Source organism: Thermovenabulum sp., from assembly GCF_049701175.1.
Taxonomy (GTDB): Bacteria; Bacillota; Thermosediminibacteria; order Thermosediminibacterales; family Thermosediminibacteraceae; genus Thermovenabulum.
Map to the genome: position 1 here is coordinate 1 of NZ_JBNATW010000007.1, position 22,595 is coordinate 22,595.

A 22,595-nucleotide genomic window follows, 5' to 3' on the forward strand; every position below is an offset into this window, starting at 1 on the left:
TATTGCAATAAATAAGTGATAAAAATTAAAAAAATGGTACAAAGCAAAAAGCTCGCTCAATAATGAGTTTGACAAAAAATAGGCAATATCATATAATAAAAACAAAATATGATATCATGAAGATATGAAAAAGGGACCATGAAGGTCTTTGACGGATGAACCTGTCGGGACTTCATGGTTTTTCTTTTTCCAATGGTTAAAATTTAAGGAAGGTGGTAAAATTGGCATTAAGTCAGAAGGAATTTTTCAATAATTTGGCTTCTGAGTGGGACAATAAGGTAAAGCACGATCCTTTAAAATTGAGGGAAATAGTAAATTTAGTTAATTTTTCAGAAGGTGCTGCGGTTTTGGATGTGGGATGCGGCACTGGAGTGCTGGTCCCTTACATAATTGAAAAGATAGGAAAATCCGGGCGTATTGTGGGACTTGATATTGCAGAAAAAATGATCCAAAGAGCCCGTGAAAAATTTTCTGAAAAGGATTTTCCGAATGTGAATTTTGTTGTTGGAGACATTATGGATTATAATTTTAGCGATTCTTTTGACTTTATTATATGTTATTCTTCCTTCCCTCATTTCCCCGATAAAAAACAAAGCATTAAAAAAATGGCTTCTTTGTTGAAGCCTAAAGGTAAGCTCATAATATGTCATTCTGAAAGCAGGGAAAAGATAAACAGCCTGCACAGGTCTTTAGATAAGCCCGTATCTTCTGACATACTACCAACCGGGCAAGAGGTTTCCGACTATATGTGTTCTGCCGGATTAAAAATAGAGATTGTAGTTGATGATGATATGAAATATGTTGTTATAGGTATTAAAGAATAATTAAATAAAATTAAGATTTACTTAATAATCTTCGTTTTGATAATATACGCAGTTTCTGCCTTCAGCTTTAGCCGTATACATTAAATCATCTGCCCTTTTAACTAAGCTATCAACGGTATCGCCAGGACGATAGCCTGCTACTCCAAAACTTGCCGTTACTTTTTCTATACCCGGGATGGTCATTTTGCTTAAATTTTCCCTAAGTTCTTCAGCCAAAATTACTGCTTTTTCTACCGGTGTGTTGGGTAGCATAATGATAAATTCTTCTCCGCCCCATCGTGCAAGAGTATCTACCTTGCGTATTCTTTCTTTAATCATTTTTACAACGCTTTTGAGGACCATATCTCCCGCATTGTGGCCGTAGCGGTCATTTATTTTTTTAAAATGATCTATATCCAACAAAATCAAAGAAAATTCGTTTCCGTAACGTTTTGCTCTTTCTATTTCTTCTTCTAATTTCTGTACTAAATAGCGCCTGTTGTAAGCACCTGTTAAGGCATCGGTATAAGACAGTAAGCGAAGTTCCTCTTCCAGCTTTTTTTTCTCTGTTATGTCATCTAAAATTATTAAAGCTCCAGAAACTTTTTCCTCTTCGATATGGGGTTTAATGTGAACCCTTGCCCATACTTCTTTACCCCATTTAGATATATAATTAGTTTCAAAAGTTTCGGTTTTATTATTTTCCATACATTCTTTTAGTTTTTCTGAAAAACCGTATTTCACAAGAAGTGGAAATGTAAATAGATTTATCTTTTTTGTTTCTTCTTCACTCGGAGATCCCAAAATTTCTAAAACTTTATCGTTTACATAGATAATATTGCCGTTTTTATCACATCTCATTATACCAATAGGGGCGTTTTCAGCCAATTCAAAATATAATTTCCATGTTTTAGTAATCTCATCTTGTGATTTTTTTCGTTCACTGATATCTCGGACAATACCTACCGCATACCATTTGTCTTTTAATTTTAAAGCTGAAAGAGTAAGTTCAATATCTATTTCATAGCCATTTTTATGTCTTGCTTTGAGCTCTATCAGATTTGGGATTTTATCCAATTCCCCTGTTTCTTTAAATCGAGCTAACATATCTTTACATAAAGTTGCAGAATCGTTATTTGTTGCCAACAATGGGTGCAATTCTTTATTTATAATTTCTTTCTCTGAATAACCGAAAATCCGCTCCGCAGAAGGGCTCCAAAAGAAAACCTTTCCATCGCCGTCAAGAACAATAATAGCATCGTATGCTGAATCTGTGATAGCTTTTAACAATAGTTCTTTTTCCTTTAATTTTTCTTCGATTTTGTTTTGGTCGGTTAAGTCAATAATACTGGCAAAACACAGATTTTTTCCTTTGTATTGGAAAAGCTGCAATTGGACTTCAACAGGATAAGTGGAGTTGTTTTTACGACGGTGCACGGTTCTAAAAACTATATTTGTTTTTTCTCCTCTGATTAAAGGAGTAAGAAGTTCTCTAAAGCTTTGCTCGTTAAATTGAGGTTTTAAGTGAAGAGGAGTCATAAACTTTAATTCTTCATTAGTATATCCAAGGTTTTGTCTTGCGGCTTTGTTTACTTTTATAAATTCTAAAGTTTCAAGATTAAAGACGTATATTTCATTTGAAGAATTTTCGAATATGTATTCAAACATGTTCGCAATAGAATTAGCTTCGTGAAGTCTCAGAGCCATTTCAATTGTAGAAATTATTGCTTCTTTGTTTGGACCCTTTACAATGTAACCATATCCTTTTACATCCTTAATTTTATTGATTATCTCCAAAGAAGTATTAGCAGTCAAAAATACAATGGGAATATCTCGTAGTTTCAATATTTTTTTAGCTGTTTCTATACCATCTTCATTCCCTTTCAGTTCGATATCCATCAAAATAAGGTCTGGCAAAAAAGTATAACAGGCTTTTTCTACAGCCTCCTCACTTTCAGATGCGGTTTCTACTTCATAACCGTAATTCTGCAGAAAATCGGCTACAAACACTCTTGTTATGTGGCTGTCTTCCACAAGAAGTATTTTTTTCATTTTATAATGCCCCCCATAAGTGAAAAAACAAAAAAAATAACAATATTTAATGTCAATTTTAAATATAATTATATCATTTATTAATTTGAAGAGGCATTGACGGTTAAAAAATTTTTATTTTCGTAGGGTATGGAATTGATTAATAAGATATTGAAAAAATAATTTTTTATATTATAATAATTCATAGCAGAAATTGATATGGAAACTTAAAAGGAATAAAAATTTAATACGGTGTTCTCAAGGGTGCTGCAAAGCTTAAAAGGGAAAGCGGTGAAAATCCGCTGCAGCCCCCGCTACTGTATACGGCGACGAGTCCACGCCCACTGGGAAACCGGGAAGGGTGGAGGAGGATGACCCGTGAGCCAGGAGACCTGCCCTTGAGTAGATGCCGGTCCTTCGGAGGGAAGGGAAAGGCAAAGGTGTAAAAATAAGCCTACCCTTTGGGTAGGCTTTTTTAATATAGCTTCTTATAAACCCTGCCGAAGGCAGGGTTTATTTTATGAAAAATTTAAGGAGGAGAGTCTATGAAAAAAGTTTTCCTATTATCAACTGTGTTTTTTTTGATTCCGAGGGTATTATATGCGATGCACATTGCGGAAGGCTATTTACCTTTAAAGTGGTGCTTATTTTATTTTTTATTAATTGTACCTTTTATCGCCTTAGGAATGAAAAAAATTTTTTTACTTTACGGGCAAGACAAAAATAATAAAATGTTGATTTCTCTCTGCGGTGCTTATATTTTTCTACTTTCTGCTTTAAAACTTCCATCTGTCACGGGGTCATGTTCTCATCCCACCGGTTGCGGATTATCGGCCATACTGTTTGGCCCTTATGTTACAGCAGTTCTTTCAATGATAGTGCTTTTGTTTCAAGCTTTGTTTTTAGCCCACGGTGGATTGACGACATTGGGTGCCAATACTTTTTCTATGGGGGTGGCGGGGCCGTTTATATCTTATATTGTATACCACTTGTTGAGACGTAGGAATAGAAGATTATCCATTTTTTTGGCCGCTGCCTTGGGAGATTTGGGGACTTACATAATCACCTCTATTCAATTGGCTTTGGCTTTCCCTTCAAAGAATGGGATATTTGAGTCTATGATAAAGTTTCTATCTATTTTTTCGATAACACAAATTCCCCTCGCTATTACTGAGGGAATATTTACCCTAATATTATTTGACTATTTAGCTCAAAATTATCCAGAAATTAAAAAGATAGGGGAGTTTAATGTATGAGAAAGCATATCTTTTTAATTGTATTAGCAATTTTTATTGTGATGTTTTCATTATACGTTGGCGCCCAAAAGGGTGACTTAGCAGGTGCTGATGAAAAAATGGAAGAGGTTATAAAGGAGATATCTCCTGATTATAAACCCTTTTTTAATAGCATTTTTGAGCCACCTTCTGGAGAGGTTGAAAGTTTCTTATTTGCCTTGCAAGCATCCACAGGAGCTTTTATTATAGGATACTTTTTAGGAAAGGGAAAGAATGCTTAAAGAAATACTTTTACATTCCAGCAATAATAAAGGAAGGCATATTCACCCCTATGAAAAACTAATGTTTGTGTTATGTCCAGTTATTGCAACAAATTTTTTTGAGAGCCCAATTCCACTTATAATAAATACGGTTGTCTTCTTAATCTTGCATATATACTTTAAAACGCCGAAGTCTAAGGTTATCAAGTTATTAGCAGAGCTTATAGGGTTTTATTCACTTTCTTCTTTTATATTTGTGATTGACGGAAACATAAAAGCTTTCTTAATTACCACAGCAAAGGGTTTTGCAAATTCTATGGCTCTTACATTCTTAATTTTTACAACACCGATGGATGACTTTCTATATTTTTTATCTAAGGTGGGTTTTTTAAAAGAGATAGCAGATATAGCTAAAACGATGGAACGCTTTATATTGTTACTTGAAGATGAGTTAAATATGATGATTGTTTCTGCAACATGCCGAGGAGGGTTTGATGGTTTTCAAAATAAAGTGAGAAGTTCTGCAAAAATTGCGGCACTTCTTTTAGTAAATTCTTTAAACAGGTGGAAAAGCATAGACGAAGCTATTACCAGTAGATGTTTTTCAGGGAAGATACCTTATACCAAGAAGGAGTTTACACTGTCATGCAAAAGAATGATTTTTATCCTAATGTTTATAGTAATAGAGGTAATTTTAGCAATAAGATTTTGAGTGCAGTAGCCCGCAAGCTCATAGGAAGTTTTGCAGGGGAATGTAGTAGAAGATTGAGGTGACTTAGTATGAAAGGAATTGTAATCTCGGCTCCCTCAAGCGGTAGCGGTAAAACATTGTTTACAATGGGACTAATTAAAGTTTTAAAAAACTTAAATTATTCTATTTTCCCCTGCAAAGTAGGCCCTGATTATATAGATACTGCTTTCTTGGGAAGGGTTGCTGATTTTGAAGGGCAAAATTTAGATAAGTTCCTTCAAGGAAATCGTTTTAAACAGGTTTTTGATTTCAGCAGGGATTTATGCGTAATCGAAGGGGTTATGGGCTACTTTGATGGTATTCAAAATACTTTTGAAAACTCTACCTTTCAAATAGCCGAAGAATTGAATTTAAATACAATCCTTGTATACACACCAAAGGGTGAAATGTTTTCGGCAGTTCCAAAGATAAAAGGAATGGTTGAATTCAGTAATGGCAATATAAAGGGTATTGTGTTAAATAAAGTTTCTTACGGTTATTATAAACTTCTTAAGGAAGCGATTGAGAAATACATCAACATTAAAGTGCTGGGTTTTATTGAGGAAGATGATGACCTTGAAATAAAATCGAGGCATTTAGGTTTAATCCAAAATTTCGAAATTGAGGATTTCGAAATTATTGTTGAAAAAATGGCTGAAAAAATAAGAAATAATGTGGATTTAAGCGGATTAATTTCCCTTTTTAAAGAAATAAACATCTCCTGTGCGAATTTGCTTAGATTTGAAAAAACTAATCTGAAAGCAGCGGTTGCTTATGATAAAGCCTTTTCCTTTTATTATAGGGAAAATTTAGAGATTTTAAGGTCAATTTTTGATGTTGAATTTTTTTCTCCTATAAGAGATAAGAGACTTCCCGATTGCGATCTTTTATACATAGGTGGTGGATATCCGGAAGTTTTTAAAGAAGAATTGTCAAATAACACAGCCATGTTAAATTCGGTTAGGGAATTTGTAGAAAGTGGAGGGCACGTTTTCGCGGAATGCGGAGGGTTAATGTACCTAACCCGGGAGATTGATGGGTATAAAATGGCCGGTGTATTCCCCGGAAAAAGCAAAATGACAGAAAAGTTGCAGAACTTTGGTTATGTGGAAGCAGAAATTTTAGAAGACTGCCTTATTGGGGAAAAAGGCCAGGGGTTTAAAGCTCATGAATTTCATAAATCGGTAGCGGATATTTTTGGCCAAAAATATTTAAAGGTTAAAAAGGCAAAAGGAGATAGGATAACCTATTGCGGATATCAGTACAAAAATGCCTTTGGTATGTATCCCCATGTAAGTTTTCTGGGGAGCCTTACAATAATAGAAAATATTTTAAAAAATCTTAGGAGGGAATGATTTGGAAGCTGTTCTTTTAATTGGGCACGGCAGCAAGGAAGATGCTACTGTGGAAGTATTAAAAAAGATAGCAAAAGACTTAGAAAAATCCATCGAAAAAAAAGTGTTTTATGCCTTTTTGGATTTTAACAGTCCTAATATTGGTGAAGCGTTGAACGACATTTACGAAAAAGGAATGAAAAAGGTAACGGTGTTGCCCTACTTTTTATTTTCGGGGATTCATATAAAAAAGGATATACCCCAAATACTGAAAAGTTTCAAAAAAAGCCATAGGGATATGTTTATAGAATTTGCTTCGCCTATTGATTACCATCCACTGATGATTGAAATTTTAAAGGAAAAATTAAATAGGGATAGGGAGATTATAGAATGATGTTTCTAAAGAATCCCGATGAAATTGAAAAAAAGAGTTTTGAAATAATCAAATCCAAAATAGAAAATGTTTACAGCAACGAAGAATTAAAGATAGTTTTAAGGGTTATTCATGCAACAGGTGATTTTGAATATGAAAAACTTTTAAGGTTTAAAAACAATCCTGTAGAAGTTGGTTTGTCTGCATTAAAAAAAGGATGCAGTATATTCACCGATACCAGGATGGCCTATGCAGGTATTAACAAGAAAATCCTGCAGGAATTGAATTGTAATATAAATTGTTTTATCGATGACGAGGAAATTTTTGATAAAGCAAAAAGGGAAAACATAACGCGTGCTATGGCTTCTGTTGAGATGGCAGTTGAGAAAAATATCGATATTTTTGTTATCGGGAATGCACCCACTGCACTTTTCAGTCTATGCCAGCATATAAAAGAGGGGAAAATTGTACCTTCCTTGGTGATAGGAGTTCCCGTGGGATTTGTAGGAGCTTGTGAATCAAAAGAACTTTTGAGGAAATTAAAAGTGCCTTCAATCTCAACGGAAGGGACAAAAGGTGGGAGCAATGTGGCAGCGGCAATATTCAATGCACTGCTTTATATGGCGGTGGGAAAATGGAAGTAATAAAGTACGGAAAAAGATTGAGGTGTGGTTATACAACGGGAAGCTGTGCGGCTGCTGCCTCAAAAGCTGCTGTTTTAAAGCTGCTCGGCAAGGATGTGGATACGGTAGTAGATATAAAAACACCCGAGGGTACGGTATTAAATATAAAAATAGTTGAAAGCTTTAAAGGAAAGGATTTTGCAATCTGCTGCGTTGTAAAGGATGGAGGGGATGACATTGATGCTACGGACGGTATGAAAATTTATTCTAAGGTTTCCTTTAGAAGCGATAAAGAGATTGTCATCGATGGAGGAGAGGGCATAGGAAGGTTTGCTTTCGATACTCCTTTTGGGAAAAAAGGAGAAGCAGCTATAAATAAAGTACCCAAGCAAATGATAGAATACTCTATTCGAGAAGTCTACGATGGAGGAGTTAATGTCTTGATCTTTGCACCTGAAGGGAAAGAAATAGCAAAAAAAACCTTTAACCCGAAAATGGGAATTGAGGGCGGCATTTCAATTATAGGCACAAAGGGCATAGTCTATCCCATGTCGGAAGATGCCTATAAAAAGGTCATTTTTATGGAGCTGGACATGATTAAAAATAAGGCGGATAAAGTTATTTTGACCTTTGGCAACTATGGAGAAAGTTTTATAAAAAAAATAGGACTTCATGGAGAAATAGTAAAAGTTTCTAATTTTATTGGTGAAACGCTTTTATATTGTAAAGAAGTGGGGTTTAAAGAAATAGTTTTAGTGGGGCATATTGGCAAGATATGTAAAATATCTATCGGTGCTTTCAATACCCACAGTAAAATAGTCGATTCAAGGATAGAAGCTTTTGTTTACTATCTGGCAAAGGCTAAAGCGCCCTATGAAATAATTGAAAAAATAGAAACCTTTAAAACTGCTGAAGAATGTGCAAATTTTTTAATAGAGTTCGGCTACGGCCATATTATAGAAAATATGAGAAAAGGTGTGGTTGACAGGATAATGCATTATTTAAAGGATGACAAGATAAAGGTAGATGTATACGTCTATACCTTCAAAATGTTGGAGGGAATTTAATGATCCTTGTTGGTATCGGGCCGGGCAATTTGAAATATGCAAGTTTTGAAGCAATTGAAACCATAAAGAATTCGAAAAAGGTCCTTGCTTTTAGAAGAATAGGCGAAAAAATAAAACACCTTAATAAAGTTGAATACATAAATAAGCTCGACGATCTATTAAATTATGGTGATGAATATACACTGGTCGTTTCGGGAGATCCTTTGCTATACAGTGCTTTAGACTATTTAACAAGGCAAAAAGTGAAAATCGAAAAAGTTGTTCCATCTATTTCATCATTTCAGTATATGCTGGGCCGAATCCAAAAAAGTTGGAATGAAGCTGTAATTTTAAGCTTTCACGGTAGGGATATCGATATTACGGGAATTAAAAGACCCGGCTTAACTGTAGTATTTACAGATTCGACAAATACTCCTAATAAACTTTCGAGATTACTTTATGAAGAAGGTTATAAAGGGAAAATTTATGTCGGTTTTAATCTTTCCTATGACGATGAAGTTATTTTAGAGAGAGAGATAGGAGACTATATTGAAAATATTTCGGATCTGTCACTGGCGGTGTTGGAAGTATGTGGTTGAAAGATGAGGATTTTATCAGAGGGAATATTCCCATGACCAAGTATGAGATCAGGGCTGTTACCGTAGCGTATTTAGAAATAAATAAAAATGATGTTTTGCTGGATATTGGAGCAGGTACAGGAAGCATATCCTTGCAGAGTGCTCTTTTAGGGGCAAAAGTAATAGCTGTAGATAGGGAAGATGAAGCTGTAGAAATAATAAAAAAGAATGCTGAGAAATTTGGGGTTTCCATTGATGTTATTAAAGGTGATGCCGTTGAAGTTGTAGATAAGGTATTTTTCAATAAATGTTTTATAGGGGGAAGTGGGGGGAAAATCGAAATTCTCCTTGAAAAAATAGATACAAAACTACCTCCTTATGGCATTGTAGTTGCAAATTTTATTAAACAGGATAATGCGTGCAGGTTTATAGAAAAGGCTAAGAATTTAGGTTACAAAGTGAGTTCGGGCCTGATTAACATTTCTTTGATAGACGATTTAGGACTTTTCAAAGCCTATAATCCCATAATGATTGTTAAGGCAGTAAAGAAATAGTAAGAAAACCATAAAAGCTAAATGGAGGGGTATCTTTGGGAAAACTTTACGGAATCGGTATAGGCCCCGGAGACCCGGAACTTTTGACTATAAAAGCGGTTAAGGTAATTAAAAGTTGTGATGTGGTCTTCTTGCCGTCCAGTAAAGGTTTTAGCCTTGCAGAAAAGGTTATTGAAGGTTACATTAAAGACAAAACCAGGGTTTACTTTGATTTTCCTATGGGGAAAGACAATTTTAATAATTATAAAAAAGCGGCTCAAACCATCTACAGCTTATTAATGGAAGGGAAAACTGGTGCTTTTGTAACCATAGGAGATGCTCTTGCTTACAGCACTTTTATTTACCTTTACAGAGAACTTGAAAGGCTTGATGTAGAAGTTGAAATTATTCCCGGTGTTCCATCCTTTTGTGCGGTTTTTTCTAAGTTGAAAATCCCTTTTTCTGAAAAAGGGCAAACTGTATTGATTAGTGACAAAATGGTAAGAGAAGAAAGCCTTAACTTTGTCGACAGCGTTATTTTGTTGAAAGGAAGCCTTAATAAGGATGCAATTAATATACTTAAAAAACTGGGATTTAAATTCTATTATGCAAAAAGGATTTACTTGGATGGGGAAACGATCTATACAGATGAAAAGGACATTTTAATCGACGATGATTACTTTTCTATACTTATTGGCAAAAAGGAGTGATAAATTGGTTTACTTTGTAGGGGCGGGCCCTGGAGATGTGGATTTGATAACCGTAAAAGGCAGGAAATTACTTGAGTATGCGGATGTTGTTATATATGCTGGTTCACTGGTTTCAAAAGAGCATTTAAAGTTTTGCAAGAAAGGTGCAATTTTTATAGATAGTTCTAAATTAACACTAAACGAGATAATTGAATATATTAAAAAATTCTACGTAGAAGGTAAAAAGATTGTGAGACTTCATTCAGGCGATCCCACTATTTATGGAGCCATTATCGAACAAATGGAAGAGCTGGATAAATTGGGGATACCCTATGCGGTTATTCCGGGGGTAAGTTCCTTTACTGCAAGCTGTGCGGTTTTAAAAAGGGAATTTACGGTGCCGGGTTTATCTCAAAGTATAATAATTACAAGGCTTTCAGGAAACACGCCAGTGCCTGAAGCAGAAGACCTCGAAAAGCTTGCACAACACAAAACATCTATGGCAATTTTTCTCTCGGTGAAAAATATTGAAAAAGTTGTCGAAAAGCTGAGGAGTGCTTATGAAGAGGATACTCCAATAGCCGTTGTTTATAAGGCAACTTGGAAAGAACAAAAAGTAATTTTGGGGACTTTAAAAGACATTTGCGAAAAAGTAAAGGAAGAGGGTATAGAAAATACTGCTCAGATACTTGTGGGGCAATTTTTGAAAAAAGGAGGGAAAAGCCTCCTTTATTCCAAAGATTTCAGCCATTCCTGCAGGGAGGCAAGAAATTGATTGCCTGCATATATTTTACCCGAGAAGGCGAAAGTATTGCTTTGGAAATTTCCAAACATTTTGGTGATGTGAAGTTATTTTCTAAAGAAAATTATAAAGAGAATATAAAGCATATATTTGAAAAATATGATAAGATTATTTTCATTTGTGCCGTGGGTATTGCCGTTAGGATAATTGCACCATTTATAAAAAATAAATGGGTAGATCCTGCAGTAATTGTCGTTGATGATTTAAAAAGATACGTTATTAGCCTTTTATCAGGGCACTACGGTGGGGCAAATGAATTTTGTAATGAAATTGCATCGCTCCTCAATGCTCAGGCGATTATAACAACAGCATCGGATTCCAGAGGATTTAAAAGTTTGGATATAGTAGCAAAAGAGAATAATTTTGAGATAGAAGACTCCCAAAGCATTAAAAAGATGACTTCCATTATGCTTGAAAAAAAAGAAATAACGGTTTTTTCGGATGTAGGGTATATTGACTTAAATTATCCTTATATTTCCGATAATGGGGAAGGTTTTATTTATATTACTTATAAAGAAAAGTTGGATTTTAAAAAACCTTTCTGTATTCTGAGGCCTAAGGTTTTAAATGTTGGGATAGGGTGTAGAAGGGGAATTTCAAAGGAAAAAGTTGAACGAGCAGTTAAAAGGGTGTTTGAAAGTAATAATTTGAGTCTTAAAAGTATCAGGGCAATTGCAACAATTGATATAAAATCTGATGAAAGGGGTATTTTGGAATTTGCAGAAGAAAAAAAATTGCCCGTAAAATTCTTTTCTAAAGAAGATATTATTAAGGTTCAAGAAAAATTTCTGAAAAGTGAGTTTGTAAGACAAAATATTGGGGTATTTTCCGTGGCTGAGCCCTGTGCTTACCTTTTATCCCCTGAAATAATTGTAAAAAAGACTGTAGTAGATGGAGTTACCGTTTCTGTATCTAAGGGGGTATACGATGGCTAAGCTCTACATAGTGGGAATAGGTTCGGGCAGAAAAGAGAATATGACGTTAAGAGCTATTGAGTGTTTAAAAAGGTCCGAGGTTGTAGTGGGCTATAAATACTATATTGACCTTATAAGAGATTTAGTAAAGGATAAATTGATTATTAGTTCTGGAATGAAAAATGAGATTGAAAGATGCAAATTGGCAATTCAAAAGGTTAAAGAAGGTTACGAAACATCCATAGTGTCATCTGGTGACGCGGGGCTTTACGGTATGGCGGGCTTAATCCTTGAAATTGACAGTAAAATTGATTTTGAAATTGTTCCGGGGGTTTCTGCAGCATTTCTTGCAGCATCAGTGCTGGGCGCACCTTTGATGCACGATTTTTGCACGGTAAGCTTAAGCGATATATTAACACCATGGGAGGTAATAGAAAAAAGATTAAAATATGCAGCAAAAGGAGATTTTGTTATAGTCTTATATAATCCGAAAAGTCACAGCCGTTCACAAAATATAGAAAAAGCCGTAAAAATTCTACTGGAATATAAAAATGCAAAAACTCCCGTGGGTATAGTCAAAAATGCTATGCGGGAGGGCGAAGAGAGGATTATAACCACATTGGACAGTATAGACTATGATTTCATCGACATGATGACAACGGTGATCGTAGGAAACAGTAATTCTTATATCAAAGACAACATGATAATAACCCCAAGGGGGTATTGTATTTGATATGGATTATCGGAGGAACCTCGGATGTAAAAAAATTGATAAATAAGATACACGGTTGTGCAGATTACGTCGTAACTGTGATTTCGGATGAAGGAAGGATGGAATTAGAAGGATATAACGTCATTGTAAAAAAAATGGATTTTGAGGATATGAAAAAGTTTATCTCCGATTATAAAGTAAAACTTATTGTAGATATGTCACATCCCTTTGCCCAAGTTGTGTCTCAAAATGCGAGAGAAGTTGCAATTTCGAGTTTAGTAGAATATATAAGGTACTTAAGGGAATACGTTCCCTTGGAAGGTTGCCGGGTGTTTGATAGCTTTGAAGATTGCGCTGAGTATTTAAAAGATAAAGAGGGTAATGTTTTTTTTACAATTGGGACAAAAAATATAAAACTTTTTGAAAAGATAAAAGGCAAAAGAAGGTTTATATACAGAGTTTTGCCAACTGATTTTAGCATAGCGATGTGTAAGAGCTTAAATATACCCATAGGAGACATTGTTGCAATGAAAGGACCTTTTTCTGTAGAGCTAAATGCAGCACTTTTTAAAGAGTATGATGTAAAATATGTGGTCATGAAAGACAGTGGAAAACAAGGCGGCACAATTGAAAAAATAAATGCCTGCAAGATATTGGGGATAGAACCGCTTTTAATAAAAAGACCAGAAGAAGAAGGTGTTTGTGATATAGAGGAAATTATTTCAAAGATAAAAGAATTAGGTTTATTGAAAAAAGGTGACTGCTTATGCTAAGCCTCTTAGGAGTAAGTCCGCGTGTTGATTTAAAGGTAAGAGAAAAGTTAGTTATTTTAGAAAAACATGTGGAAAACAAATTATTAGATATAAAGAAAATTTGTAATGAAAATGTAATACTCAGCACATGCAATAGAACTGAAATTTACTTTATCTCGGAGGATGAAAAAGTTAAAGATGAAATAATTAAAATTCTTGGCTGGGATGACTACAAAGATTATTTATTCTTTTTGAAAGATGAGCAGGTAGTTTATCATTTAATGGAAGTTGCATGCGGATTTGATTCACTAATTTTAGGAGAAGAACAGATTTTGGGACAGGTTAAAAATTCCCTTATGCTGGCAAAAAAGGCAGCCTGTGCAGGAACGTTTTTAGACAGGCTTTTCCAAACGGCAATTGCATGCGGAAAGCAATTTAGGTTTTTATCTGAGCTTTACAAAATTCCGATTTCCGTTGCTTCAATAGTTTCAAACGAAGTTGAAAAAAGGAATAAGAAGAAAATTTTAATCCTCGGTTACGGAGAAATAGGCAGGCTTTGTGCCAAATATCTCTCTTCAAAAAATATAGTAGAAAAAATATATATTGCTGTCAGGGAATTGGAAAAGGCTGAAAATTTTAGCGATAAGGCAACATTTATAGAATTTAGTGAGTGGAGAAAATATATTGAAAAGGTTGGATGCTTAATATCTTGTACTTCTGCTCCTCATACTGTTGTCAAAAGAAGTGATGTTGAGAAAAAGGACCTTTTAATTTTCGATCTTGCGGTGCCCCGCGATGTGGAAGAAGATGTTAAGGAGATACCTTCCTTAGAGTTATATGATATCGATGAGATTTCAAGGATGAATGAACGAAACTTAATTGCTCGCAAAGAATTAATGGAGAAGAATAAAGGAATATTAAAAGAATATGCGAGAGAATATTTGGAATGGTACAGATTAAGAAAGATAGTTCCTGTGATAGAAAATATTAAAAGTTTTTCGGAAGGGGTCTATAAGGCGCGGTTTAAAAGATTAAAAAATAAATACGCTGATTTAGACCTTGAATTAGCAGAGGTGCTTTTTAAAAGCACTGCTGATGTTTTTGTGGAAAGGGCGATTAAGGTTTTAAAAGAAGAATATTTGAATGGCAGGGGAGAAGAATGCCTGCGGATAATATCAAAGATATTCGCGGAATAAATTATCTTGGAATTACCCTGATTCCTGAAAATATCGCTGTTGCAGTAATAGGGGGAGGAAAAGCTGCACTAATAAAAGCCAAATCCTTTGCAGAAAGCGGTGCAAATGTTGAAGTAATTTCTAAGGATTTTTTAGAAGAGTTTATCGAGATTAAGGCTAATAATATTAAATTGATAAAGGGCGAGTATGAGACCCGGTTTATATTAGATAAGCATATTGTAATTATTGCAGTTAATGGAGATATTGAAAAGAAAATAATTGAAGATTGTAAAAACTTAAAAAAGATATATATCGTTTGCAGTGATTTTAAAAAGGGAAATGCAATAAGGCCTTTTCAGGACAGTACGGAAAATGTATTTTTTACTGTTAACACCAAAGGCAATCCAAGGGGGGCCGTGTTTATTGCAAAAAAAATAAAGGAATTTTTAAAGGAATACGATGATTTTTTAAGTTATGTTCACAGGATTAGGGAAAGCATTAAGGATAGAAAAGATAAAGATAAAATAATGCAATATTTAAACAGTGAAGGATTTTATGATTTATATAAATCCGGCGGTTCTGAAAAAATATTAAAACTTTTTTTGGAGGAAGAAAATGATAAAGGTTGCAACCAGAAAGAGTAAACTCGCACAGATTCAGGCTGATATTGTGATTGAAATGATAACTGAAAAGCTCGATTTAAAATGTGAAAAAAAATTATACACAACAAAGGGAGACAGCAGGCTTGATGTTTCATTGGATAAATTGGGTGGAAAAGGACTTTTTATAAAGGAGCTTGAAATTGCGCTTTTACTTAAAGAGGCTGACATAGCAGTTCACAGCATGAAAGATGTGCCGACTGTTCTGGAAGAACCTTTTGAGGTTGCAGCAATCCCCGTTAGAGATGATGCAAGGGATGCTTTTGTATCACTGAATGGAGAAAAATTTTTAAAACAGAGAAAAGGGGCGAGGATTGGAACCAGCAGCATAAGAAGGGCTAAACAACTTTTATATTTGAGACAGGATATTGAGATTGTTCCTATCAGGGGTAATGTGGAGACAAGGCTGCAAAAGATAGAAAAAGAGAATTTAGATGGAATTGTTTTGGCGGCAGCCGCTTTGAAAAGGCTGGGGCTTGAGAAGGTTATAACGGAGTATTTTGAGGTTGAAGAAATGGTGCCAGCCTGTGGGCAAGGTGCAATTGCTGTGGAAAGCCTTAAAAATAGTGAGATTGGAATTTTAACGAAAAAAATTGACAATTATGATATAAGGGTTTGTATAGAAGCGGAAAGGATTGTAATGAAACTTTTAAATGGCGGATGCCATTCACCGGTTGCTGCTTTTGCAAGAATCGAAGGTGAATACATGGAGATTATTGGGGTAAATGAGAAAAATGGAAATATAGTTAAATCCAGCGTAGAAGGCAGAAAGGAGGATTATATTAATTTGGCACAAAGATTGGCAACAAAACTTGCGGAGGGAAGTTATGGGGAAGGTTTATCTTATTGGAGTAGGGCCCTATGATGAAGAACTTATAACATTAAAAGCATTAAGGGTTTTAAAAAAATGTGATGTTGTTTTTTATGATAGGCTCATTAATAAAAATATCTTAAATTACGTGAGGGATGATTGCAAACTTTATTATTGCGGTAAAGAAAGTGGATGCCACTTTAAAACCCAAGAAGAGATAAATGAAATGCTCGTAAGATTTGCCAAGGAAGGTTATACAGTTGGTAGAATAAAAGGAGGAGATCCGTACGTATTTGGCCGTGGAGGAGAAGAAGCTTTAAGGCTTTATGAAGAGGGCATTGAATTTGAAGTTATTCCGGGCATTACTTCAGCAATAGCGGCACTTAATTACGGCGGAATACCTGTAACTTACAGGAAAATATCACAGAGTTTTCATGTATTTACAGGGAAAACCGAAAATGGGCTTGATTACGATTGGGATGTTATAGCAAAACTCAATGGAACGATAGTCTTTTTAATGGGGCTTGAAAATTTAAATAATATTGTAACAAATTTGATTAATAATGGAATGGATAAGGATAAGAGCTGTGCAGTTATTTCTAATGGTACATCAGCAAGACAGCGTGTGGTTTTGGGAAAGCTAGAAGACATTTGCGAAAAAGTAAAAGACAAAAAGATAACGTCCCCTGCGGTAATAGTTATCGGAGATGTGGTAGATTTTAGAGAGTATCTCAATTGGTATGAAAAAAAGCCTTTATTTGGAAAGAAAATTTGTATAACAAGGGCAAAAGAGCAAGCGGCAGAATTTAAAGAAAAGCTCTTTGAACTTGGTGCAGATGTTGTAGAAGTAAATTCTATAAAAATAAAAAATACGGGCTATAACCTTGACAGATATATTGAAATATTGGATAAATTTGACTTCATACTTTTTACGAGTGTTAACGGAGTAGAAATTTTTTTCAAATATTTAATTGATAAAAGATACGACGTAAGAAAACTAAAAGCGGAATTTGGATGTATCGGTGAAAAAACAGGTAGAGCTCTTGAAGAAAGAGGAATAATTCCTTTACTTAGAGCGAAGGAATATGTTGCCGAATCACTTTTTAATGAGGTTAAGCAATATCTCAAACCGGGACATAAAGTTTTAATTCCAAGAGCTAAAAATGCAAGAAGTTTTTTAAAGGATTCTCTTTTAAAGGAAGGTGCAGAAGTATTAGAAGTTCCAATTTATGAAACTATATATTGCAAAATGAGTAGAGAAGATATTGAAGATGCTGATTATTTTACATTTACAAGTCCATCTACTGTAAAAAGCTTTGTGACCTCTTACGGCGTTGAGGTTTTGAAGAATAAGAAAGTGGTTGCAATAGGACCGATAACTAAGGAAGAACTTATAAAATACGGTATAATTGCAGAAACTGCAGAGAAATACACGATTGACGGGATAATTGATAAGATACTTAGAATGGAGGGTTATTATGTTTAAAAGGACAAGAAGGCTAAGACAAAATGAAAACATAAGATCCCTTGTAAGGGAAACTTTTTTAACGAAAAATGACCTTATATACCCTGTATTTGTCGTAGATGGGAAAAACAAAAAAGAAGAAGTACCATCTATGCCTGGTGTATATAGGTATTCAGTTGACAGGCTTGAGGAGATAATAGAGGAAGTTGAGAAAGCCGGGATAAAGGGAATTATGGTATTTGGCATACCTTCCTTCAAAGACGAATACGCAACTTCGGCATATGCGGAAGATGGAGTAGTTCAGAATGCAGTAAGGAAAATAAAAGAAATCTCAAAGGTTTATGTCATTACCGATGTTTGTCTGTGCCAGTACACCGTTCACGGCCACTGCGGAATTGTAAAGGAAGGTTTTGTAGATAATGATGAGACTTTGGAGTATCTTGCTAAGGTCGCATTGTCCCATGTTAAAGCCGGTGCGGACATGGTAGCACCATCGGATATGATGGATGGAAGGATAAAAAAGATAAGAATGACTCTCGATGAGCAGGGATATGTTAATATTCCTATTATGGCCTACAGTGCAAAATATGCATCTTCCTTTTACGGGCCTTTCAGAGAGGCAGCTTTTTCTGCACCGCAGTTTGGGGATAGGAAAACTTATCAGATGGATCCGGCCAATATCAGGGAAGCAATGATAGAAATTGAAAACGACATTGAAGAAGGGGCCGACATTGTTATGGTAAAGCCAGCCCTCTCCTATCTTGATGTGATAAGATGGGCAAGGGATAGATTCGATGTACCCATTGCAGCCTATAATGTGAGCGGAGAGTATTCAATGGTAAAAGCTGCATCAAAAATGGGGTGGCTTGACGAAAAAAAAGTAGTTTATGAAATACTGACTTCTATAAAAAGGGCGGGTGCTGATATTATTATTACCTACTTTGCATCGGACTTTTCATTAGATTATATTTAAAAAAATTTGAAGGGGATGATATGAATGAAGAACCATGAAATATTTAATGAATCCAAAAAATACATGCCGGGAGGGGTAAACAGCCCCGTAAGGGCATTTACAGGTTTGAACATTGTTCCGCCGGTCCTTGTAAAGGGTAAGGATGCCTTTGTTTACGACATAGAAGGTAAAAGGTATGTGGATTATGTAGGAGCATGGGGGCCGATGATCCTCGGCCACTGCGATGAAGATGTGGTAAAGGCTATAGAAGATACGGCCAATTCTTCAATAGCTTTCGGAGCTGTAACAGAATTAGAGTTGAGATTTGCAAAACTTTTATGCGACACTACAGGGATTGACATGATAAGATTTGTGAATTCGGGAACGGAAGCTACCATGAGCGCTGTTAGACTTGCAAGGGGATATACCGGCAGGGATAAGATTGTCAAATTTTCGGGATGCTACCACGGGCATTATGATGGATTTTTGGTTTTGGCAGGTTCGGGGATAATGACGCAGGGTATCGCAGGAAGTGCGGGAGTGCCCGAGGATCATGTGAAAAATACCATTATCGGAGAATACAATAATGTGGAACAGATACGCCATATTTTCGAGAAATTCGGCGAGCAGATTGCCTGTGTGATTGTGGAGCCCATAGCCGGGAATATGGGCGTTGTTCCTGCAAAAAGGGAGTTCTTGATGGAGATAAGAAAATTGTGCGATGCATACGGAAGTTTGCTCATTTTTGATGAGGTAATAACGGGATTTAGAGTGGCATATAGAGGGGCAAGAGAGATATATGAGATTGAGCCGGATCTTGTAACTTACGGGAAAATAATCGGTGGAGGATTACCCTGCGGTGCATACGGTGGAAAAAGAGAAATAATGAGCATATTATCGCCCGTAGGGCCCGTTTATCAGGCTGGAACCATGTCGGGGAATCCAGTTATAATGGCTGCCGGATATACAACAGTTAAAAAAATTTATGATAATAGGGATAAATTTTATACTTATCTTGAATCCTTAGGACAAAAACTAGAAAATGGCCTTAAAAAGGCATTTTTGGAAAAAGGAATAAAAGTTGTAATTAACAGGGTTGGTTCAATGTTTACCATCTTTTTTAATGATAATGACAAAGTTGAGAATTATGAGCAGGCAAAGGAAAGCAATGTTAATATTTACAGACATTTTGCAGAGCAAATGATATTAAAAGGAAATTATATTTCTCCATCCCAGTTTGAAGCTCTGTTTTTATCAATTAAACATACGGATTATGAAGTTGAAAAATTTATCGAGGATGTTTATCAAATTTTTTAATTTGGAGGGTTAAAAAATGGCGGAAAAAGGGCTTGTGCTTTTATACACCGGAAATGGGAAGGGAAAGACGACGGCAGCCTTGGGGCTTGCATTGAGAGCTGCAGGACACGGTCAGAAAATCTTTATGATACAGTTTATGAAGGGAAACCCTAAATATGGAGAAATTCAAGCATCTAAATATATACCCAATTTCACCGTAGTGCAAAAGGGTAGGGACGCCTTTGTAAAAAAAGGTAATCCGGAGCCTGTTGATTTAGAGCTTGCTAAAGAAGGCTTGGATCTTGCTAAAGATATATTACAAAAAGGAGAACACGATTTGGTGATCCTTGATGAAATAAATGTGGCCGTTGATTTCGGGTTATTAAAGGAAGAAGATGTGGTGGATCTAATAAAATTTAAAAAGCCAAATACTACTTTGGTCCTAACGGGAAGGTATGCATCGGAGAAATTAATTTCCATAGCGGATATGGTAAGCGAGGTAGAAGAGATAAAACATCATTATAAAAAGGGCATACCGGCACAGGCGGGTATCGAATTTTAAAATTTTAAAGACTTTCAGTAAGTTTATAAGCTTAAAAAAGAAACTTTCGATGTTACAATACTTTCTTATTGAGTGCCGTTGACAAAGATCTTATGTGTATTATAATACACATAAGGAGGTGTGTAATATGAGGACGAATATTATTATTGACGAAAATTTGATTAAAGAAGCATTAAAAATTTCAGGATTAAAAACTAAAAAAGAAGTGGTCAACTTGGCTTTAAAAGAATTTGTTGAAAATCGTAAAAGGAAGAACTTAATGGATTTAAAAGGCAGAATAGAGTTCGATGAAAATTATGATTACAAAAAAATGAGGGAATAAAAATGATATTGGTAGATACATCGGTTTTAATATCGTTTCTAAAAGGTGTGAATAAAGAGCAGGTTAGAAAATTTGAAGAAGTAATTCAAAAAAATATACCTTTTGGAATAAATTACTTTATTTATCAGGAACTATTGCAGGGAGCAAAAAATGAAAAAGAGTTTGCTCTAATTAAAAACTATTTTAGCACTCAGAAATTTTATGACCTGAAATATGGCGCAAGGTCTTATGAAAATGCTGCAAAATTGTATATAAAATGCAGAAAAAAAGGAATAACTATTCGAAGTACCGTTGATTTACTCATAGCGGAAACCGCTATAGAAAATGATTTATACTTGCTGCATGATGACAATGACTTCTCCCTAATAGCAAAAGTTGATGAAAGATTGAAGGAGTATTAAGCTTAGAGGCAGAGCCTTATCCTGTATACAAATTGGATTCCGTGGTTGAAAGATCATGCTAAAACTCCTTGGACTTGAACCGATGATTTACATGAAGATGCTCTTTGAGAGAGGGGACGGGGCAACTTTTGATGAGGCCGGAGTATCAAAAGAGATAAAATAAATTTAGCCGGGAAAAATCCCGGCTTTTTTCAATATTTACTTGTTACTATGCCTAAAATCGCGCCTGTAATTATCTTATTTGCTAAAATAATTTTTAAGCATAAGTTTGCCCGTTTAAATTAAAGAAAGAATCGAAGCTAAAATAAGTGATTTAAACATCAAATTTTTCAATTAAAATAACGTTGTTATTGTGCTTTGCAAAATTTAATAATTCATCTGTAAAACCGCTTCTATTAGGGACGACTGATATACTGTTTGATAATCCTCAAATTATTGACTAAATGTTGCACACTCTGCTATTATAAATTAATAATATCATTATTCCGGAGGAGACACATGACTTCATTAGAAAGAAAGCAGTTAATCTTTGGTATTAAAAGGGCAATGCCAATTGTCATAGGGTATATGCCTGTGGGGTTTGCCCTTGGAGTATTAGCAGCTAATGCAAACCTTACCCCCTTTCAAATTGGAATAATGTCCCTTTTGGTATACGCAGGTTCTGCACAATTTATAGCAGTAAGTATGCTGTCAAATGGGATAGGTAACTTACCAATAATAGCAACTACCTTTCTGGTTAACCTGCGTCATATTCTTTTTAGTGCATCATTAAGCCCTTATTTTAAAAAAATAAATTACAGGCTTATTCCTTTCATTTCTTTTTTCATTACCGACGAAAGCTTCGCGGTAAGCATTACCGATGCAAGAGAAAGAAATCTCTCCTATACTTATTTCATAGGTATTTATATTACTTCGTATTTGAGTTGGGTTATAAGCACCATTATTGGGGCGACCTTCGGGTCATTAATACCGGATACAAATATGCTGGGTTTTGATTTTGCACTACCGGGTATGTTTATGGTGTTATTGTTAATGCAGATTAAAAATTATAAAACTGCTGTTGTAGCCATAGCCTCAGGTGTGTTGTCAATATTTTTTATATATGTATTTCCAGGCAACTGGAATGTTATTCTTGCTGCGGTTATTACAGCAGTGATTGGGGTGTTAATGGAAAAATGAGCAATGAAGCAAATTACATATATCTTGTAATTGGAATGAGCGTCGTGACTTATATTTCCCGTATGATTCCGGCTGTAGTTTTATCTAAAAGAAACATTCCTGAGATTTTTATTAAATTCCTGAGTTATATACCTGTTACCGTGCTTTCGGCTCTATTTTTCCCCAGCATATTAGTGGTAGATAATAAAATTAACATCAGTACATCGAATACGTTATTAATAACTTCATTGTTAACTTTTCCATTGGCCTATAAGACTAAAAATATGTTTTTGACGGTAATTGTTGGTATGATAATTATTGCATTATTGAATAAGTTCATATATTAAATTTAAAACCCTGCAGGTTGGCTGCAGGGTAA

27 protein-coding genes and 1 riboswitch are annotated in these 22,595 nt (G+C 35.1%); of the genes, 26 read left to right on the forward strand and 1 reads right to left on the reverse strand.

The annotated features are described in order from the left end of the window. The first annotated feature begins 221 nt into the window (after window positions 1-221). On the forward strand, window positions 222-824 hold the full coding sequence (locus ACPLVF_RS03555) for a class I SAM-dependent methyltransferase (RefSeq protein WP_424906450.1): 603 nt from the start codon (window positions 222-224) through the stop codon (window positions 822-824). 21 nt (window positions 825-845) lie between these two features. Here the strand turns inward: ACPLVF_RS03555 and ACPLVF_RS03560 are convergent, their stop codons facing one another. Continuing rightward, window positions 846-2,855, reverse strand: a complete 2,010-nt coding sequence (locus ACPLVF_RS03560) for a GGDEF domain-containing response regulator (protein ID WP_424906451.1) — start codon at window positions 2,853-2,855, stop codon at window positions 846-848. Between the two features lie 224 nt (window positions 2,856-3,079). Beyond that, a riboswitch (cobalamin riboswitch) is annotated at window positions 3,080-3,248 on the forward strand. A gap of 131 nt (window positions 3,249-3,379) precedes the next feature. Here ACPLVF_RS03560 and ACPLVF_RS03565 point away from each other — a divergent pair. The 25 genes from ACPLVF_RS03565 to ACPLVF_RS03685 all read left to right on the forward strand — a co-directional run bounded on the left by ACPLVF_RS03565 (window position 3,380) and on the right by ACPLVF_RS03685 (window position 22,563). Continuing rightward, window positions 3,380-4,090: an energy-coupling factor ABC transporter permease gene (locus ACPLVF_RS03565; protein WP_424906452.1), complete on the forward strand. Its 711-nt coding sequence runs from the start codon at window positions 3,380-3,382 to the stop codon at window positions 4,088-4,090. Continuing rightward, entirely contained in the window at window positions 4,087-4,350 is a 264-nt protein-coding gene (locus ACPLVF_RS03570) for an energy-coupling factor ABC transporter substrate-binding protein (RefSeq protein WP_424906453.1), read from the forward strand. The genes ACPLVF_RS03565 and ACPLVF_RS03570 overlap by 4 nt, the downstream gene beginning before the upstream one ends. Then, window positions 4,343-5,041 (forward strand): CbiQ family ECF transporter T component, encoded by a 699-nt coding sequence (locus tag ACPLVF_RS03575; RefSeq protein WP_424906454.1) that lies wholly within the window; start codon window positions 4,343-4,345, stop codon window positions 5,039-5,041. Before ACPLVF_RS03570 ends, ACPLVF_RS03575 begins: the two co-directional genes overlap by 8 nt. 68 nt (window positions 5,042-5,109) lie before the next feature. Then, a complete protein-coding gene (locus ACPLVF_RS03580; protein ID WP_424906455.1) occupies window positions 5,110-6,414 on the forward strand; it encodes a cobyrinate a,c-diamide synthase in 1,305 nt (434 codons plus the stop codon). A gap of 1 nt (window position 6,415) precedes the next feature. Further along, window positions 6,416-6,787, forward strand: coding sequence for a sirohydrochlorin chelatase (locus ACPLVF_RS03585; protein WP_424906456.1), 372 nt, complete (start codon window positions 6,416-6,418; stop codon window positions 6,785-6,787). After that, window positions 6,784-7,410 carry a precorrin-8X methylmutase gene (locus ACPLVF_RS03590; protein WP_424906457.1) on the forward strand — a complete coding sequence of 209 codons (627 nt, stop codon included), beginning with the start codon at window positions 6,784-6,786 and terminating at the stop codon, window positions 7,408-7,410. Before ACPLVF_RS03585 ends, ACPLVF_RS03590 begins: the two co-directional genes overlap by 4 nt. Continuing rightward, entirely contained in the window at window positions 7,401-8,456 is a 1,056-nt protein-coding gene (cbiD, locus tag ACPLVF_RS03595; protein WP_424906458.1) for a cobalt-precorrin-5B (C(1))-methyltransferase CbiD, read from the forward strand. Before ACPLVF_RS03590 ends, cbiD begins: the two co-directional genes overlap by 10 nt. Further along, window positions 8,456-9,034 (forward strand): precorrin-6y C5,15-methyltransferase (decarboxylating) subunit CbiE, encoded by a 579-nt coding sequence (cbiE, locus tag ACPLVF_RS03600; protein ID WP_424906459.1) that lies wholly within the window; start codon window positions 8,456-8,458, stop codon window positions 9,032-9,034. Before cbiD ends, cbiE begins: the two co-directional genes overlap by 1 nt. Then, complete coding sequence (gene cbiT / locus ACPLVF_RS03605; RefSeq protein ID WP_424906460.1) at window positions 9,025-9,567, forward strand: precorrin-6Y C5,15-methyltransferase (decarboxylating) subunit CbiT; 543 nt, start codon at window positions 9,025-9,027, stop codon at window positions 9,565-9,567. The genes cbiE and cbiT overlap by 10 nt, the downstream gene beginning before the upstream one ends. Before the next feature lie 35 nt (window positions 9,568-9,602). Beyond that, complete coding sequence (locus ACPLVF_RS03610) at window positions 9,603-10,256, forward strand: SAM-dependent methyltransferase (RefSeq protein ID WP_424906461.1); 654 nt, start codon at window positions 9,603-9,605, stop codon at window positions 10,254-10,256. A 4-nt stretch (window positions 10,257-10,260) separates the two neighbouring features. Next, complete coding sequence (cobM, locus tag ACPLVF_RS03615; RefSeq protein ID WP_424906462.1) at window positions 10,261-11,010, forward strand: precorrin-4 C(11)-methyltransferase; 750 nt, start codon at window positions 10,261-10,263, stop codon at window positions 11,008-11,010. Next, entirely contained in the window at window positions 11,007-11,972 is a 966-nt protein-coding gene (gene cbiG / locus ACPLVF_RS03620) for a cobalt-precorrin 5A hydrolase (protein ID WP_424906463.1), read from the forward strand. Before cobM ends, cbiG begins: the two co-directional genes overlap by 4 nt. Continuing rightward, on the forward strand, window positions 11,965-12,684 hold the full coding sequence (gene cobJ, locus ACPLVF_RS03625) for a precorrin-3B C(17)-methyltransferase (RefSeq protein WP_424906464.1): 720 nt from the start codon (window positions 11,965-11,967) through the stop codon (window positions 12,682-12,684). The genes cbiG and cobJ overlap by 8 nt, the downstream gene beginning before the upstream one ends. After that, window positions 12,681-13,436 (forward strand): precorrin-6A reductase, encoded by a 756-nt coding sequence (gene cobK / locus ACPLVF_RS03630; protein WP_424906465.1) that lies wholly within the window; start codon window positions 12,681-12,683, stop codon window positions 13,434-13,436. The genes cobJ and cobK overlap by 4 nt, the downstream gene beginning before the upstream one ends. Further along, complete coding sequence (hemA, locus tag ACPLVF_RS03635; protein ID WP_424906466.1) at window positions 13,430-14,611, forward strand: glutamyl-tRNA reductase; 1,182 nt, start codon at window positions 13,430-13,432, stop codon at window positions 14,609-14,611. The genes cobK and hemA overlap by 7 nt, the downstream gene beginning before the upstream one ends. After that, entirely contained in the window at window positions 14,575-15,234 is a 660-nt protein-coding gene (locus ACPLVF_RS03640; protein WP_424906467.1) for an NAD(P)-dependent oxidoreductase, read from the forward strand. Before hemA ends, ACPLVF_RS03640 begins: the two co-directional genes overlap by 37 nt. After that, window positions 15,206-16,114 carry a hydroxymethylbilane synthase gene (gene hemC / locus ACPLVF_RS03645; RefSeq protein WP_424906468.1) on the forward strand — a complete coding sequence of 303 codons (909 nt, stop codon included), beginning with the start codon at window positions 15,206-15,208 and terminating at the stop codon, window positions 16,112-16,114. Before ACPLVF_RS03640 ends, hemC begins: the two co-directional genes overlap by 29 nt. Further along, window positions 16,077-17,546 carry a uroporphyrinogen-III C-methyltransferase gene (gene cobA / locus ACPLVF_RS03650; protein ID WP_424906469.1) on the forward strand — a complete coding sequence of 490 codons (1,470 nt, stop codon included), beginning with the start codon at window positions 16,077-16,079 and terminating at the stop codon, window positions 17,544-17,546. The genes hemC and cobA overlap by 38 nt, the downstream gene beginning before the upstream one ends. After that, window positions 17,539-18,498 carry a porphobilinogen synthase gene (gene hemB / locus ACPLVF_RS03655; protein WP_424906470.1) on the forward strand — a complete coding sequence of 320 codons (960 nt, stop codon included), beginning with the start codon at window positions 17,539-17,541 and terminating at the stop codon, window positions 18,496-18,498. Before cobA ends, hemB begins: the two co-directional genes overlap by 8 nt. Before the next feature lie 24 nt (window positions 18,499-18,522). Next, entirely contained in the window at window positions 18,523-19,794 is a 1,272-nt protein-coding gene (hemL, locus tag ACPLVF_RS03660) for a glutamate-1-semialdehyde 2,1-aminomutase (RefSeq protein ID WP_424906471.1), read from the forward strand. Between the two features lie 16 nt (window positions 19,795-19,810). After that, window positions 19,811-20,335 carry a cob(I)yrinic acid a,c-diamide adenosyltransferase gene (cobO, locus tag ACPLVF_RS03665; RefSeq protein ID WP_424906472.1) on the forward strand — a complete coding sequence of 175 codons (525 nt, stop codon included), beginning with the start codon at window positions 19,811-19,813 and terminating at the stop codon, window positions 20,333-20,335. A 127-nt stretch (window positions 20,336-20,462) separates the two neighbouring features. After that, the gene (locus ACPLVF_RS03670; protein WP_424906473.1) at window positions 20,463-20,657 is read left to right on the forward strand and encodes a type II toxin-antitoxin system VapB family antitoxin; all 195 of its coding nucleotides are present in this window, start codon (window positions 20,463-20,465) and stop codon (window positions 20,655-20,657) included. A gap of 2 nt (window positions 20,658-20,659) precedes the next feature. Further along, a complete protein-coding gene (gene vapC / locus ACPLVF_RS03675; protein ID WP_424906474.1) occupies window positions 20,660-21,058 on the forward strand; it encodes a type II toxin-antitoxin system VapC family toxin in 399 nt (132 codons plus the stop codon). 498 nt (window positions 21,059-21,556) lie between these two features. Next, window positions 21,557-22,237, forward strand: coding sequence for an AzlC family ABC transporter permease (locus ACPLVF_RS03680; RefSeq protein ID WP_424906475.1), 681 nt, complete (start codon window positions 21,557-21,559; stop codon window positions 22,235-22,237). Continuing rightward, complete coding sequence (locus ACPLVF_RS03685; RefSeq protein WP_424906476.1) at window positions 22,234-22,563, forward strand: AzlD domain-containing protein; 330 nt, start codon at window positions 22,234-22,236, stop codon at window positions 22,561-22,563. The genes ACPLVF_RS03680 and ACPLVF_RS03685 overlap by 4 nt, the downstream gene beginning before the upstream one ends. The last annotated feature ends 32 nt before the right edge of the window (window positions 22,564-22,595 follow it).

Excerpts from the sequence above, each read along its gene's own strand:
- ACPLVF_RS03560 (WP_424906451.1), bottom strand. The coding sequence starts at position 2,855 with ATGAAAAAAATACTTCTTGTGGAAGACAGCCACATAACAAGAGTGTTT.
- ACPLVF_RS03565 (WP_424906452.1), top strand. The coding sequence starts at position 3,380 with ATGAAAAAAGTTTTCCTATTATCAACTGTGTTTTTTTTGATTCCGAGG.
- ACPLVF_RS03570 (WP_424906453.1), top strand. The coding sequence starts at position 4,087 with ATGAGAAAGCATATCTTTTTAATTGTATTAGCAATTTTTATTGTGATG.
- ACPLVF_RS03575 (WP_424906454.1), top strand. The coding sequence starts at position 4,343 with ATGCTTAAAGAAATACTTTTACATTCCAGCAATAATAAAGGAAGGCAT.
- ACPLVF_RS03580 (WP_424906455.1), top strand. The coding sequence starts at position 5,110 with ATGAAAGGAATTGTAATCTCGGCTCCCTCAAGCGGTAGCGGTAAAACA.
- ACPLVF_RS03590 (WP_424906457.1), top strand. The coding sequence starts at position 6,784 with ATGATGTTTCTAAAGAATCCCGATGAAATTGAAAAAAAGAGTTTTGAA.
- cbiD (WP_424906458.1), top strand. The coding sequence starts at position 7,401 with ATGGAAGTAATAAAGTACGGAAAAAGATTGAGGTGTGGTTATACAACG.
- cbiE (WP_424906459.1), top strand. The coding sequence starts at position 8,456 with ATGATCCTTGTTGGTATCGGGCCGGGCAATTTGAAATATGCAAGTTTT.
- cbiT (WP_424906460.1), top strand. The coding sequence starts at position 9,025 with ATGTGGTTGAAAGATGAGGATTTTATCAGAGGGAATATTCCCATGACC.
- cobJ (WP_424906464.1), top strand. The coding sequence starts at position 11,965 with ATGGCTAAGCTCTACATAGTGGGAATAGGTTCGGGCAGAAAAGAGAAT.
- hemA (WP_424906466.1), top strand. The coding sequence starts at position 13,430 with ATGCTAAGCCTCTTAGGAGTAAGTCCGCGTGTTGATTTAAAGGTAAGA.
- ACPLVF_RS03640 (WP_424906467.1), top strand. The coding sequence starts at position 14,575 with ATGCCTGCGGATAATATCAAAGATATTCGCGGAATAAATTATCTTGGA.
- hemC (WP_424906468.1), top strand. The coding sequence starts at position 15,206 with ATGATAAAGGTTGCAACCAGAAAGAGTAAACTCGCACAGATTCAGGCT.
- cobA (WP_424906469.1), top strand. The coding sequence starts at position 16,077 with ATGGGGAAGGTTTATCTTATTGGAGTAGGGCCCTATGATGAAGAACTT.
- hemB (WP_424906470.1), top strand. The coding sequence starts at position 17,539 with ATGTTTAAAAGGACAAGAAGGCTAAGACAAAATGAAAACATAAGATCC.
- hemL (WP_424906471.1), top strand. The coding sequence starts at position 18,523 with ATGAAGAACCATGAAATATTTAATGAATCCAAAAAATACATGCCGGGA.
- cobO (WP_424906472.1), top strand. The coding sequence starts at position 19,811 with ATGGCGGAAAAAGGGCTTGTGCTTTTATACACCGGAAATGGGAAGGGA.
- ACPLVF_RS03670 (WP_424906473.1), top strand. The coding sequence starts at position 20,463 with ATGAGGACGAATATTATTATTGACGAAAATTTGATTAAAGAAGCATTA.
- vapC (WP_424906474.1), top strand. The coding sequence starts at position 20,660 with ATGATATTGGTAGATACATCGGTTTTAATATCGTTTCTAAAAGGTGTG.
- ACPLVF_RS03680 (WP_424906475.1), top strand. The coding sequence starts at position 21,557 with ATGACTTCATTAGAAAGAAAGCAGTTAATCTTTGGTATTAAAAGGGCA.
- ACPLVF_RS03685 (WP_424906476.1), top strand. The coding sequence starts at position 22,234 with ATGAGCAATGAAGCAAATTACATATATCTTGTAATTGGAATGAGCGTC.